This window comes from Streptomyces sp. NPDC104096 (assembly GCF_055584385.1).
This window is the reverse complement of sequence record NZ_JBVJMD010000013.1, coordinates 143055-156742: the sequence shown is the minus strand read 5'-3', so window position 1 is coordinate 156742 and position 13688 is coordinate 143055. Positions and strand designations below refer to the sequence as shown.

At 71.8% G+C, this 13688-nt stretch carries 13 protein-coding genes; 10 read left to right on the top strand and 3 right to left on the bottom strand.

The window, feature by feature from the left end:
- Positions 1-39: 39 nt before the first annotated feature.
- Positions 40-1695 (bottom strand): hypothetical protein, encoded by a 1656-nt coding sequence (locus tag ACZ60B_RS16825; protein WP_469387586.1) that lies wholly within the window; start codon positions 1693-1695, stop codon positions 40-42.
- A gap of 413 nt (positions 1696-2108) precedes the next feature.
- Positions 2109-4307: an elongation factor G-like protein EF-G2 gene (locus ACZ60B_RS16820; RefSeq protein ID WP_469387643.1), complete on the bottom strand. Its 2199-nt coding sequence runs from the start codon at positions 4305-4307 to the stop codon at positions 2109-2111.
- A 278-nt stretch (positions 4308-4585) separates the two neighbouring features.
- Here ACZ60B_RS16820 and pgsA point away from each other — a divergent pair, with 278 nt between their 5' ends.
- From pgsA to ACZ60B_RS16785, 7 genes are all read left to right on the top strand, one after another.
- Positions 4586-5335, top strand: a complete 750-nt coding sequence (pgsA, locus tag ACZ60B_RS16815; protein WP_469387641.1) for a phosphatidylinositol phosphate synthase — start codon at positions 4586-4588, stop codon at positions 5333-5335.
- Complete coding sequence (locus ACZ60B_RS16810) at positions 5332-6252, top strand: phosphatidylinositol mannoside acyltransferase (protein WP_469387584.1); 921 nt, start codon at positions 5332-5334, stop codon at positions 6250-6252. The genes pgsA and ACZ60B_RS16810 overlap by 4 nt, the downstream gene beginning before the upstream one ends.
- Positions 6249-7415, top strand: a complete 1167-nt coding sequence (locus tag ACZ60B_RS16805; RefSeq protein ID WP_469387582.1) for a glycosyltransferase family 4 protein — start codon at positions 6249-6251, stop codon at positions 7413-7415. The genes ACZ60B_RS16810 and ACZ60B_RS16805 overlap by 4 nt, the downstream gene beginning before the upstream one ends.
- A gap of 202 nt (positions 7416-7617) precedes the next feature.
- Positions 7618-8169, top strand: coding sequence for a LemA family protein (locus ACZ60B_RS16800; protein ID WP_469387581.1), 552 nt, complete (start codon positions 7618-7620; stop codon positions 8167-8169).
- A gap of 124 nt (positions 8170-8293) precedes the next feature.
- Positions 8294-9208, top strand: a complete 915-nt coding sequence (pdxS, locus tag ACZ60B_RS16795; RefSeq protein WP_351619657.1) for a pyridoxal 5'-phosphate synthase lyase subunit PdxS — start codon at positions 8294-8296, stop codon at positions 9206-9208.
- Between the two features lie 5 nt (positions 9209-9213).
- The gene (gene pdxT / locus ACZ60B_RS16790; RefSeq protein WP_469387579.1) at positions 9214-9822 is read left to right on the top strand and encodes a pyridoxal 5'-phosphate synthase glutaminase subunit PdxT; all 609 of its coding nucleotides are present in this window, start codon (positions 9214-9216) and stop codon (positions 9820-9822) included.
- 75 nt (positions 9823-9897) lie between these two features.
- Entirely contained in the window at positions 9898-10650 is a 753-nt protein-coding gene (locus ACZ60B_RS16785) for a YebC/PmpR family DNA-binding transcriptional regulator (protein ID WP_351619663.1), read from the top strand.
- A 66-nt stretch (positions 10651-10716) separates the two neighbouring features.
- On the opposite strand, the gene ACZ60B_RS16780 is transcribed toward ACZ60B_RS16785, so the two are convergent.
- Positions 10717-11022: a hypothetical protein gene (locus ACZ60B_RS16780; protein ID WP_469387576.1), complete on the bottom strand. Its 306-nt coding sequence runs from the start codon at positions 11020-11022 to the stop codon at positions 10717-10719.
- Positions 11023-11351: 329 nt separating this feature from the next.
- Here ACZ60B_RS16780 and ruvC point away from each other — a divergent pair, with 329 nt between their 5' ends.
- The 3 genes from ruvC to ruvB all read left to right on the top strand — a co-directional run bounded on the left by ruvC (position 11352) and on the right by ruvB (position 13616).
- Positions 11352-11882 (top strand): crossover junction endodeoxyribonuclease RuvC, encoded by a 531-nt coding sequence (gene ruvC, locus ACZ60B_RS16775; protein ID WP_162468629.1) that lies wholly within the window; start codon positions 11352-11354, stop codon positions 11880-11882.
- Positions 11879-12484, top strand: coding sequence for a Holliday junction branch migration protein RuvA (gene ruvA, locus ACZ60B_RS16770; protein ID WP_469387574.1), 606 nt, complete (start codon positions 11879-11881; stop codon positions 12482-12484). The genes ruvC and ruvA overlap by 4 nt, the downstream gene beginning before the upstream one ends.
- Positions 12485-12545: 61 nt before the next feature.
- Positions 12546-13616, top strand: coding sequence for a Holliday junction branch migration DNA helicase RuvB (gene ruvB / locus ACZ60B_RS16765; RefSeq protein WP_469387572.1), 1071 nt, complete (start codon positions 12546-12548; stop codon positions 13614-13616).
- The last annotated feature ends 72 nt before the right edge of the window (positions 13617-13688 follow it).

Below are 13688 nucleotides of genomic sequence, written 5' to 3'. Positions count from 1 at the left end.
GAAGGCGGTGTCGGTGGGTGAGACCCCTACAGCCCGGGGCTACGCGTCGTACAGGTCGGCCTTGCGCGGCGAGGCGTCCTGCACCGCCGTGCTGAGGAACCCCGACCGCACCCCGAACTTCTCGATGTCCACGCCGTTCTCCTCCAGCGTCCGCAGCGCCGCCGCGTGCACCACCCGCAGCACCGGCGTCGCCGCGCGCAGCGCGTCGTCGGCCATGAACCGGTGCCGCCACGGCTGGTCCGCCCAGGCGTGCCGCAGGCCGAACGGCTCGGGCAGGGCCACCGTCCCGCCGAGCCAGTTCAGCAGCGGCGGATACCAGGTGAGCGGGGCGCGCACGGCGAGCCGGACCACCTCGTTGGTGGTCACCAGCGGAAGCTTCACCGTGCGGGTCTCCCACGGCTTGAAGGACTTCGTGACCTCCTTGCTCGGCGCCTCCGGGGCCGTGGTGAACAGCCCGTTCACCGGACCGAGCGCATGGCCGGTGACCTCGATGCGCAGGGTCGAGTGCAGCACGGTCACCGTGATCAGCATGGTGATCACCAGCTGTCCGTCCCACAGCGTCCACTGCACGCCCAGGTAGTGCCGGTCGCCGGCGCCGAACTGCTGCTTGTTGCAGATCTCCTGTATGGCGTGCGGCTTGACCTGGTACGCCTCCACGTCCGTGCCCTCGGGCCGGGACACCGCCTTGGCGTTCTCCCCGATCGGCGTGACGATCCAGTGGCGTATCGACGCCTTCGGGAAGCCGCCGGTGTTCAGCGGCCCGCGCTCCAGCATCCGCAGCTGGTCGTGGATCGAGCGGATGACGTCCCAGCTGCGGAACGGGTGGATCTCCCGGGCGGGGTCGGCCGGCCGCAGGTCCTCGGCCAGCTGCCAGGACCCCCAGCGGGTGCCCATGCCGAGGATGCCCTTGGGGCCGGCGTAGAACACGGAGTTCGACTGCTGCTCGGCGCTCAGCTTGGCCAGCGACTGGCGCAGCCCCTCGGCCGCGGTCTCGCGGGGGCTGCTCGGCACCGCCTCGGGGACCTTCGCCCCGACGCTGCTGCCCGACAGCAGCCCGGCCCAGCGCTCCCGCAGGTCCCTGGCCGTGCTCTCGCAGATCCGCCGGGCCAGCACCCAGCCGACCACGGGCAGGACCACCGACGCGCGCGAGTACCACGCCCAGAAGCCCGTGAACGGCATCCGGATCAGGAAGATCACGGCGAGCGCGCCGACGGCCACGAGCAGCGTGGTGGCCAGGGCGGAGGCCCGCCGGTCGTCACGCTTGTCGATGTTGGTGCGGATCGTGAACACCAGCAGCCACACCAGCAGCCCCGGCAGGAAGATCAGGCCGCACAGCACCATGACCGCGCTGAGCCGGTTGTCGCGGTCCCGGCGGATGTTGTTGGCGGCCAGACAGTGCTCGACGACGACCTGTGGCTCGGTGCCGAAGGACTGGATGAGCGGCTTGCGGCCGCTGCCCAGCATGCGGTCCACCACGGCCCGGGAGAACGCCTCGCCGAGGTTCGGCCGGAACAGCGAGAGCTTGCCGGCCTTGACGGTCGACTGGTGCAGGTCGTTGTCCGCCTTGGTTATCTCCTCGACCGGGTTGTCCCGGTAGGCCGCCGACGCCAGCGCGAAGGTGGCCGTCTGCCCCTCGTCGCCCGTGCGCGGCACCTGCGGTCCGAAGATGTCGCCGTACCCGCCGTCCACGGTCATTACCGCCCCCCAACGCCGTCCAAGCCCGCTCCTGCGGCCTTCCCGACTTCCCGGCCCCGCACACCTGTTGATCAGGTCATCAGCGTATCCGCAGGCGCGGAGCTTCGTCGGCGGTCCGCCGAAGCGGGCCGCCGACGCGGAGGGGGGCATTCCAGCACGCAGGCTCGCGCAGTGCTGTACGGCCGTACCGCGTGCGCCGGTTGTGCGCCGCCGTACGCCTGTCCCGAGGCCCGCGGCGCGGGTCGTGCGCCGCCGGACACCTGATCCGGTGCGTCCGGCGGCGGTTGTGCGAGGTCGGACCCCGGATCCCCTGCGCCCGGGCGCAGTTGTGCTCGTACAGACACCCGGACCGGTGCGTCCGGCGGCCTGCTCCGGTGCGGGTCCGGCCGCGGTCGGCCGCGGCCGGACACCGGCTACGCCACGTCCACCGTCTGTTCGCGCACCCGATCGGCTACCTGCTGCGGCATCGGCTCGTGCCGGACGTACGCGCGGTCGAAGCGCGCGGTGCCGTGCGACAGCGACCGCAGGTCGACGGCGTACCGGCCGATCTCGATCTCCGGCACCTCCGCCCTGACCAGGGTGCGCCCGGTGCTCAGCTGCTCGGTGCCGACCACGCGGCCGCGCCGCCCGGACAGATCGCTCATCACCGCGCCCACGTAGTCGTCACCGACCAGCACGGTCACCTCGGCCACCGGTTCCAGCAGATGGATCCGCGCGCCCGCCGCGGCCTCGCGCAGCGCCAGCGCCCCCGCCGTCTGGAAGGCGGCGTCGGAGGAGTCCACCGAGTGCGCCTTGCCGTCCAGCAGCGTGACCCGGATGTCGACGAGCGGATGCCCCGCCGCGATGCCCCGCGCGGCCTGGGTGCGTATCCCCTTCTCCACCGACGGGATGAACTGCCGCGGCACCGCGCCGCCGACCACCTTGTCCACGAACTCGATGCCGGAACCGCCCGGCAGGGGCTCGATCTCGATCTCGCAGATGGCGAACTGGCCGTGCCCGCCCGACTGCTTGACGTGCCGTCCCCGCCCGGCGGCCCGGTCCGCGAACGTCTCCCGCAGCGAGACCCGGTACGGCACCACGTCGACCTGGACGCCGTAACGGCTGCGCAGCCGCTCCAGGGCGACGTCCGCGTGCGCCTCGCCGAGGCACCACAGCACCACCTGGTGGGTGTCCTGGTTCTGTTCGAGACGCATCGTCGGATCCTCGGCGACCAGCCGGCCGAGCCCCTGCGACAGCTTGTCCTCGTCGGCCTTGCTGTGCGCCTGGATGGCGAGCGGCAGCAGCGGGTCGGGCATCTGCCAGGGCTCCATGAGCAGCGGGTCGTCCTTGGCCGAGACGGTGTCCCCGGTCTCCGCGCGGCTCAGCTTCGCCACGCACGCGAGGTCGCCCGCGATGGCCTGTGTCAGCAGCCGCTGCTGCTTGCCGAAGGGCGTCGACAGGGCGCCGATCCGCTCGTCGACGTCGTGGTCCTCGTGACCGCGGTCGGCCATCCCGTGCCCGGAGACATGGACCGTCTCGTCGGGCCGCAGGGTGCCGGAGAAGACGCGGACGAGGGAGACCCGGCCGACGTACGGGTCGGACGTGGTCTTCACCACCTCGGCGACCAGCGGTCCGGCGGGGTCGCAGGGCTTCAGCTCGCGCGCCCGGCCGTCGACGGTGCTCACGGCCGGCGCCTCCCGCTCCAGCGGGGTCGGGAAACCTCCGGTGATCAGCTCCAGCAGTTCGACCGTGCCGATGCCCTGCCGGGCGCCCTCGGCCGCCGGGGCGGCGGCCAGGACGGGGAAGAACGTTCCGCGTGCGACGGCCCGCTCCAGATCCTCCACCAGCGTCTTGATGTCGATGCTCTCGCCGCCGAGGTAGCGGTCCATGAGGGTCTCGTCCTCGCTCTCGGCGATGATCCCCTCGATCAGCCGGTTGCGGGCCGCCTCGATCCCCGGCAGCTGCTCAGGACCCGGCTCGGCCTCCTTGCGCTCGCCGGACGCGTAGTCGAACAGCTTCTGTGACAGCAGCCCGGTCAGCCCGGTCACGGGCGCGTGCCCGTCGGGCCCCTGGGGGCCGTGCAGCGGCAGGTACAGGGGCAGCACCGCGTCGGGGTCGTCGCCGCCGAACGCCTGCGCGCAGATCTGGGTCATCTCCTCGAAGCCGGCGCGCGCCGACTCCAGGTGCGTGACGACGATCGCCCGCGGCATCCCGACGGCCGCGCACTCCTCCCACACCATCCGGGTCGAGCCGTCCACCCCGTCCGACGCCGAGACGACGAAGAGGGCCGCGTCCGCCGCGCGCAGACCGGCCCTGAGCTCTCCGACGAAGTCGGCGTATCCGGGGGTGTCGAGCAGGTTGACCTTGATGCCGTCCCATTCGACGGGCACCAGGGAAAGCTGTACCGAGCGCTGCTGACGGTGCTCGATGTCGTCGTAGTCGGAGACGGTGCCGCCGTCCTCCACGCGGCCCGCCCGGTTCACCGCTCCCGCGGTCAGCGCGAGAGCCTCCACCAGAGTCGTCTTGCCCGATCCGGAGTGGCCGACCAGCACCACATTCCGTATGGACGCGGGGTGGTCGGCCGCCGTAGCCCTGCCGGCGGCTCCGGGGTGTGCGTTCGCCTTGTCGCCCATGGCCTTGCCTCCCGTGCACGGTGAGGTCACTGTGGGCGCGGGCATGCCGGAACTCCGCTCCCGGACCGAGTCCGGAGGCCCCCCACCGGTGGCGGCTCCGATGACGCCCGCGGTCCTTCGAGCTTTCCACTCCTGTCACGGTGCGTCCATACGGAGGACGGGATCGCGCCATCCGGCCGTGCCCGGGAGGCCGCGGCCCGGCCGTGACGTGTACACCGTCAGGCCGTGACACGGCCCGACGGCAACCCGGCCGTCGCAGATGAGCGCGCGTGACTACGATGGGCCAGCCGGAGGTCAGCAGGGGCCGTCCGGCCACACCGACCCTCGGGAAGGCCATGCTGAACAAGTACGCGCGTGCATTCTTCACGCGTGTCCTCACACCGTTCGCCGCGTTTCTCATCCGGCGGGGCGTCAGCCCCGACACGGTGACGCTGATCGGTACCGCCGGCGTGGTGGCGGGCGCGCTGGTCTTCTACCCCAGGGGCGACTTCTTCTGGGGCACGATCGTGATCACGCTGTTCGTGTTCTCCGACCTCGTCGACGGCAACATGGCCCGCCAGCTCGGCCGCACCAGCCGCTGGGGCGCCTTCCTGGACTCCACCCTCGACCGGGTCGCCGACGGCGCGATCTTCGGCGGCTTCGCCCTCTGGTACGCGGGCGGCGGCAACGACAACGCACTGTGCGCCGTCTCCATCTTCTGCCTGGCCAGCGGCCAGGTGGTGTCGTACACCAAGGCGCGCGGCGAGTCGATCGGCCTGCCGGTCGCCGTCAACGGGCTCGTCGAGCGCGCCGAGCGCCTGGTCATCTCGCTGGTCGCGGCCGGAGTCGCGGGCCTGCACGCGTTCGGCGTGCCCGGGGTCCAGTACCTGCTGCCGGTCGCGCTGTGGATCGTCGCCGTCGGCAGCCTCGTCACGCTGATCCAGCGCGTCGTCACGGTCCGCCGGGAGTCCGCGGAGGCGGAAGCGGAGGCGGAGGCGGCCGTGGCCGGGCACGGCAACGGCTCCCGGGGGAGCGAGGCCGCGAAGTGAACGCCCGGGAACGACTGGCGGACGCGGTCTACGGGCTCGGCTGGAGCACCGTGAAGAAGCTCCCCGAACCGGTCGCCGTACGGCTCGGCCGAACCGTCGCCGACCTCGCCTGGAAGAAGCGCGGCAAGGGTGTCCGGCGCCTGGAGAGCAACTACGCGCGCGTGGTGCCCGACGCGACCCCGGAGCGCCTTGCCGAGCTCTCGCGCGCGGGCATGCGCTCGTACCTGCGCTACTGGATGGAGTCCTTCCGGCTGCCGGCCTGGAGCGCCGAGCGGATCTGCGACGGCTTCGAGCCCGAGGGACTGGACCTTCTGACCGACGCGCTCGCCTCCGGACGGGGCGTGGTCCTCGCGCTGCCGCACATGGCCAACTGGGACCTCGCGGGCGCCTGGGTCACCACCAGGCTGCGGACGCCGTTCACGACGGTCGCCGAGCGCCTGAAGCCGGAGACGCTGTACGACCGTTTCGTCGCCTACCGCGAGGGCCTCGGCATGGAGGTCCTGCCGCACAGCGGCGGCACCGCCTTCGGCACCCTGGCCCGGCGGCTGCGCGACGGCGGCCTGGTCTGCCTGGTCGCCGAGCGCGACCTGTCCGCCTCGGGCGTCGAGGTGAAGTTCTTCGGCGACACCGCCCGGATGCCCGCGGGCCCGGCCCTGCTCGCCCAGCAGACCGGCGCGCTGCTGCTGCCGGTCACGCTCTGGTACGACGACTCCCCGGTCATGCGCGGCCGGATCCACCCCCCGCTCGACGTGCCCGAGACAGGTACGCGGACCGAGAAGACGTCTGTCATGACACAGGCGCTGGCCGACGCCTTCGCCACCGGGATCGCCGACCATCCGGAGGACTGGCACATGCTCCAGCGCTTGTGGCTCGCGGATCTCGACCCCGCGCCCTCCGCTCCCGGAGGGGCCGCATGAGGATCGGGATCGTCTGCCCGTACTCCTGGGACGTCCCGGGCGGCGTCCAGTTCCACATCCGCGACCTCGCCGCGTACTTCATCCGGCTCGGCCACGAGGTGTCGGTCCTGGCGCCCGCCGACGACGACACCCCCCTGCCGCCGTACGTCGTCTCGGCCGGACGCGCGGTCCCGGTGCCGTACAACGGCTCGGTGGCCCGGCTGAACTTCGGCTTCCTGAGCGCCGCGCGGGTGCGGCGCTGGCTGCACGACGGCCGGTTCGACGTGATCCACATCCATGAGCCGACCTCGCCGTCGCTGGGCCTGCTGGCCTGCTGGGCCGCGCAGGGGCCGATCGTGGCCACGTTCCACACGTCCAACCCGCGCTCCCGCGCCATGATCGCCGCGTACTCGATCCTCCAGGCCGCCCTGGAGAAGATCAGCGCGCGGATCGCCGTGAGCGAGTACGCCCGCCGCACCCTCGTCGAGCACCTCGGCGGGGACGCGGTGGTCATCCCCAACGGCGTCGACGTCGACTTCTTCGCCGACGCCGAGCCCAGGCCCGAGTGGCAGGGCGACACCATCGGCTTCATCGGCCGCATCGACGAACCCCGCAAGGGCCTGCCGGTCCTGATGCGGGCCCTGCCGAAGATCCTCGCCGCCCGCCCGGGGACCAGGCTCCTGATCGCGGGACGCGGCGACGAGGAGGCGGCGGTGGAGTCGCTGCCCGAGGAACTGCGCTCCCGGGTGGAGTTCCTCGGCATGGTCAGCGACGAGGACAAGGCGCGCTTCCTGCGCAGCCTCGACCTGTACATCGCCCCCAACACCGGCGGCGAGAGCTTCGGCATCATCCTCGTCGAGGCGATGTCGGCGGGCGCCCCGGTGCTCGCCTCCGACCTCGACGCCTTCGCCCAGGTCCTGGACCGGGGGGCGGCGGGCGAGCTGTTCGCCAACGAGGACGCCGACGCGCTGGCCGAGGCGGCCGTGCGGCTGCTGGCCGACCCGGCCCGCCGCGCCGAGCTGCGCGAACGCGGCAGCGCCCATGTACGGCGCTTCGACTGGTCGACGGTCGGCGCGGACATCCTGTCCGTGTACGAGACCGTCACGGCGGGCGCCGCCGCGGTGGCTGCGACGGACGAACGCGGCCCGGGCCTGCGCGCCCGCCTGGGCCTGGCCCGCGACTGACCCCGAGCCGGAAGACCGACCTCCACGAAACCCGCGGCCCGGACGTCCGTGGCCGGGGCCGCCGTGATCCGGCCCGTCCGGCGTCGGGGGACGGAGCCGTCCGGGCCCGAGCGGGGACCCGGGGGCGGCAGCCCCCGGCCGGCCCCGTGGACGTCGGCCCCGGCTCGATACTCCGCCGCCCCCGCGGAGCACCCCGGTAGCCTTGCCGCCCGTGACCTCAACCCTCATCTGGATCCTCGTCGTCCTGGTCGCGTTCGGCCTCTACCTCAGCTGGACCGCGGGCCGGCTGGACCGGCTGCACACCCGGATCGACGCGGCCCGTGCCGCGCTCGACGCGCAGCTGGTGCGCCGGGCCTCCGTGGCGCAGGAGCTGGCGACGGCCGGCGTGCTCGACCCGGCCGCCTCCATCGTGCTGTACGAGGCGGCGCACGCCGCCCGGCAGGCGGAGGAGGAGCAGCGGGAGGTCGCCGAGAGCGAGCTCAGCCAGGCGCTGCGGGCCGTGTTCGCCGAGCCGCAGCAGATGGACGCCGTGCGCGAGGCACCCGGGGGAGAGGCCGCGAGCCACGAACTGACCGAGGCCGTACGGCGGGTCCCGATGGCCCGGCGCTTCCACAACGACGCCGTGGGAGCGGCCCGCCGGCTCCGCGAGCACCGCAAGGTGCGCTGGTTCCGGCTGGCCGGGCACGCGCCCTTCCCCATGGCCTTCGAGATGGACGACGAGCCCCCCGTAGCCCTGGCGGACCGCGCCGTCTGAGGCACGGCGGACCGGGCTGCGGGCCAAAAGGATCCACCGCCTCCCCATTGGCCCTTGCTGTGGCCTGGTCCGATCCCGTTTCCTCCCTGCTGTAGAAATCCTCTTCTCAGAGCGAGGTCAACCCGTGTCCAGCACGATTCCCCCCACCGCCCAGGCCCCCGAGACCGGCACCGCCCGCGTGAAGCGCGGCATGGCCGAGCAGCTCAAGGGCGGTGTGATCATGGACGTCGTCAACGCCGAGCAGGCCAAGATCGCCGAGGACGCCGGCGCCGTCGCCGTCATGGCGCTGGAGCGGGTCCCCGCCGACATCCGCAAGGACGGCGGCGTGGCCCGGATGTCGGACCCGAACATGATCGAGGAGATCATCGAGGCCGTCTCCATCCCGGTCATGGCCAAGTCGCGGATCGGCCACTTCGTCGAGGCCCAGGTCCTCCAGTCGCTCGGTGTCGACTACATCGACGAGTCCGAGGTCCTCACCCCGGCCGACGAGGTCAACCACTCCGACAAGTGGGCGTTCACCACCCCCTTCGTCTGTGGTGCCACCAACCTGGGCGAGGCCCTGCGCCGTATCGCCGAGGGCGCCGCGATGATCCGCTCGAAGGGTGAGGCCGGCACCGGCAACGTCGTCGAGGCCGTCCGCCACCTGCGCCAGATCAAGAACGAGATCGCCCGGCTGCGCGGCTTCGACAACAACGAGCTGTACGCCGCCGCCAAGGACCTGCGCGCCCCGTACGAGCTCGTCAAGGAGGTCGCCGAGCTCGGCAAGCTCCCGGTCGTGCTGTTCTCCGCCGGTGGTGTCGCCACCCCCGCCGACGCCGCGCTCATGCGCCAGCTCGGCGCCGAGGGCGTCTTCGTCGGCTCCGGCATCTTCAAGTCGGGCGACCCGGCCAAGCGTGCCGCCGCCATCGTGAAGGCCACCACCTTCTACGACGACCCGAAGATCATCGCGGACGCGTCCCGCAACCTGGGCGAGGCCATGGTCGGCATCAACTGCGACACCCTCCCCGAGACCGAGCGCTACGCCAACCGCGGCTGGTAACCCACATGAACGACGCACCTGTGATCGGCGTCCTGGCCCTTCAGGGCGACGTACGGGAGCACCTCATCGCCCTGGCCGCGGCCGACGCCGTGGCCAGGCCGGTGCGGCGCCCCGAGGAACTGGCCGAGCTGGACGGCCTGGTCCTGCCCGGTGGCGAGTCCACCACCATCTCCAAGCTGGCCGTCCTCTTCGGCGTGATGGAACCGCTCCGCGCGCGCGTGGCGGCCGGAATGCCGGTCTACGGCACCTGCGCGGGCATGATCATGCTCGCCGACAAGATCCTCGACCCGCGCTCGGGCCAGGAGACGATCGGCGGCATCGACATGATCGTGCGCCGCAACGCCTTCGGACGGCAGAACGAGTCCTTCGAGGCGGCGGTCGACGTCAAGGGCATCGAGGGCGATCCTGTAGAGGGTGTCTTCATCCGCGCCCCGTGGGTGGAGTCCGTCGGGGCCGGGGCCGAGGTGCTCGCCGAGCACGAGGGCCATGTCGTCGCCGTACGTCAGGGCAACGCGCTGGCCACGTCGTTCCACCCGGAGCTGACCGGGGACCACCGTGTTCACTCCCTGTTCGTCGACATGGTGCGCGCGAACCGCACAGCGGAGTCCTTGTAGGATCTCCGGGGTACTTCCGGGCGGTGACACCCGGGGGCGTTCGTACGGGATGGGTTACGCGAAGGAGACAGGCAGATGTCCGGCCACTCTAAATGGGCTACGACGAAGCACAAGAAGGCCGTGATCGACGCCAAGCGCGGCAAGCTCTTCGCGAAGCTGATCAAGAACATCGAGGTCGCGGCCCGGATGGGCGGCGTCGACATCGAGGGCAACCCGACTCTCTACGACGCCATCCAGAAGGCGAAGAAGCAGTCGGTCCCCAACAAGAACATCGACTCCGCGGTCAAGCGCGGCGGCGGCCTCGAGGCCGGCGGCGCCGACTACGAGACGATCATGTACGAGGGCTACGGTCCCAACGGTGTCGCCGTGCTCATCGAGTGCCTGACCGACAACCGCAACCGTGCCGCGTCCGACGTCCGGGTCGCCATGACCCGCAACGGCGGCAGCATGGCCGACCCGGGCTCGGTGTCGTACCTCTTCAACCGCAAGGGCGTCGTGATCGTGCCCAAGGGCGAGCTGACCGAGGACGACGTCCTGGGTGCCGTCCTGGACGCCGGCGCGGAGGAGGTCAACGACCTCGGTGAGTCCTACGAGGTCCTCAGCGAGGCGACCGACATGGTGGCGGTCCGCACCGCCCTCCAGGACGCCGGCATCGACTACGACTCCGCCGAGGCCAACTTCGTGCCGACCATGCAGGTCGAGCTGGACGAGGACGGCGCCAGGAAGATCTTCAAGCTGATCGACGCGCTCGAGGACAGCGACGACGTGCAGAACGTCTTCGCCAACTTCGACGTCAGCGACGACGTCATGGAGAAGGTCGACGCCTGAGCGCACCGGACGACCGAACGGCCCGCCGAAGTGGACTTCGGCGGGCCGTTCGCTGTGCGGCGTCGATCAGCCGTCGATGCTCTTCACGCTGCCGGCGTGCTTGATGTGACCCTTGCCGTCGGCGTCGACGGTGGCCGCGCGCATGACGTCGATCTGGCCGTCCTTCCACCAGATGTTGATGGTGGCCTTCTTGTCGCAGATGTTGTGGAAGTAGACGGTCGTCGTCGCGACGCCGTCGGCCCACGACCAGTTGAAGCAGCCGCTGCGGCCGGTGTGCTTGGAGTCGGCGGCGGCCTGCGCGGGTGTGGCCACGGCCATGCCGGCCAGCAGGACGGACGCGGTCACGGCGGCAGCCTTCGCTATGGAGCGCATGGATTCCCCGATTTCTCGATGTGATGGTGATGATGCGAACTCCAGTTCGCATCGGCGCGCGCAGTGGTCAGCTGTACGCATCGCTTCGGAAGCTATAAGTGATCAAGAGGATGCGGCAACGGAGATCGGTCGCCGCCGACCCGCTTTCTCGTGATGTGACGGATATGACGGATGATCCGCGCGTGTTTCTTTGCCTTTCCTTTGAAGGTCCGGTGGGTTCGGGGCGGGTGCCCGGGGCCGGGGACCCGACCCCGGCGGCGGTGCGTTGTCGGTGCCGCCGGATAGCCTGACGAGCAGGACGGACAGGACGAGCAGGATGAAGGAGCGCGGTGCGCGTACTCGGTGTGGATCCAGGACTGACCCGATGCGGTGTCGGAGTCGTCGAGGGCGTCGCGGGACGCCCGTTGACGATGCGCGGCGTCGGTGTCGTCCGGACGCCCGCGGACGCGGAGTTGAGCCTCCGTCTGCTCGCCGTCGAGCAGGGCATAGAGGAGTGGCTGGACGAGTACCGGCCCGAATTCGTCGCCGTGGAAAGGGTGTTCAGCCAGCACAACGTGCGCACGGTGATGGGCACGGCCCAGGCCAGCGCCGTCGCCATGCTCTGCGCGGCCCGCCGCGGCATCCCCGTCGCCCTGCACACCCCCAGCGAGGTCAAGGCCGCCGTCACCGGCAGCGGCCGGGCCGACAAGGCGCAGGTCGGAGCCATGGTGACCCGTCTGCTGAGGCTCGACGCGCCGCCGAAGCCCGCCGACGCGGCCGACGCCCTCGCCCTGGCCATCTGCCACATCTGGCGCGCCCCCGCGCAGAACCGACTCCAGCAGGCCGTGGCCCTGCACACATCGAAAGGCCGTACGGCATGATCGCCTTCGTCAGCGGCACGGTCGCCGCACTCGCCCCCGACACCGCGGTGATCGAGGTGGGCGGGGTCGGCATGGCCGTCCAGTGCACCCCGAACACGCTGTCGACGCTGCGGATCGGGGCGCCCGCCAAGCTCGCCACCTCCCTGGTCGTCCGCGAGGACTCGCTGACGCTGTACGGCTTCGCGGACGACGACGAGCGCCAGGTCTTCGTGCTGCTCCAGACGGCCAGCGGGGTCGGCCCCCGGCTGGCCCAGGCCATGCTCGCCGTGCACAGCCCGGACGCCCTGCGCCGAGCCGTGGCCACGGGTGACGAGAAGGCGCTCGTGGCCGTCCCCGGCATCGGCAAGCGGGGCGCCCAGAAGCTTCTGCTGGAGCTGAAGGACCGGCTCGGCGCGCCGACCGGCGCCCCCGCCGTGGGCACCGCGGTCACCAGCGGCTGGCGCGAGCAGCTGCACGCGGCCCTGATCGGCCTCGGCTACGCGACCCGGGAGGCGGAGGAAGCCGTGTCCGCCGTGGCCCCGCAGGCCGAGGCCGCGGGCGCCACGCCCCAGGTGGGCCAGCTCCTCAAGGCGGCCCTGCAGACCCTGAACCGCGCCCGCTGACCCGTCGGCGACCGGCCCCCACCGCGTCACCGCGCCCCCACGAGACCCCGAGGCACACTCCATGAACTGGGACGACACGACCGACACCGCCGCCGACGAGCGGCTGGTGGACGCTGTCGCCGACCGCGAGGACCAGGCCGTCGAAGCCGCGCTGCGTCCCAAGGACCTGGGCGAGTTCATCGGCCAGGAGAAGGTCCGCGAGCAGCTCGACCTGGTGCTGCGCGCCGCCCGCGCGCGCGACGCCACCGCGGACCACGTGCTGCTCTCCGGTGCGCCCGGCCTCGGCAAGACCACCCTTTCGATGATCATCGCCGCCGAGATGGGCGCCCCCATCCGCATCACCAGCGGCCCCGCCATCCAGCACGCGGGCGACCTGGCGGCGATCCTCTCCTCGCTCCAGGAGGGCGAGGTCCTCTTCCTCGACGAGATCCACCGCATGTCGCGGCCCGCCGAGGAGATGCTGTACATGGCGATGGAGGACTTCCGCGTCGACGTCATCGTCGGCAAGGGCCCCGGCGCCACCGCCATCCCGCTCGAACTGCCGCCCTTCACCCTGGTCGGCGCCACCACCCGGGCCGGGCTGCTGCCGCCCCCGCTGCGCGACCGGTTCGGCTTCACCGCGCACATGGAGTTCTACGAACCCGCCGAGCTGAAGCGCGTCATCCACCGCTCGGCGAGCCTGCTCGACGTCGAGATCGACCCCGCCGGCGCGGCCGAGATCGCCGGCCGCTCGCGTGGCACGCCCCGTATCGCCAACCGTCTGCTGCGCCGTGTGCGCGACTACGCGCAGGTCAAGGCGGACGGTTTCATCACCCCGGAGATCGCCTCGGCGGCCCTGGCCGTCTACGAGGTCGACTCGCGCGGTCTGGACCGTCTCGACCGCGCGGTTCTCCAGGCCCTGCTGAAGCTGTTCGGCGGCGGTCCGGTCGGTCTGTCGACGCTGGCGGTCGCGGTGGGCGAGGAGCGTGAGACCGTGGAGGAGGTCGCCGAACCCTTCCTCGTGCGCGAGGGGCTGCTCGCCCGTACCCCCCGCGGACGGGTGGCCACACCGGCGGCCTGGACGCACCTCGGACTCACCCCGCCCCGCGCCTCGGCCGGGGGAAACGGACAAGGGGACCTGTTCGGGGCGTGACGGCGCGCGCATTCGCCGGGGCAGGAACCCTGGTGCGATGCTGAGCGTTGTTCCATGCACGCGGACTCGCTT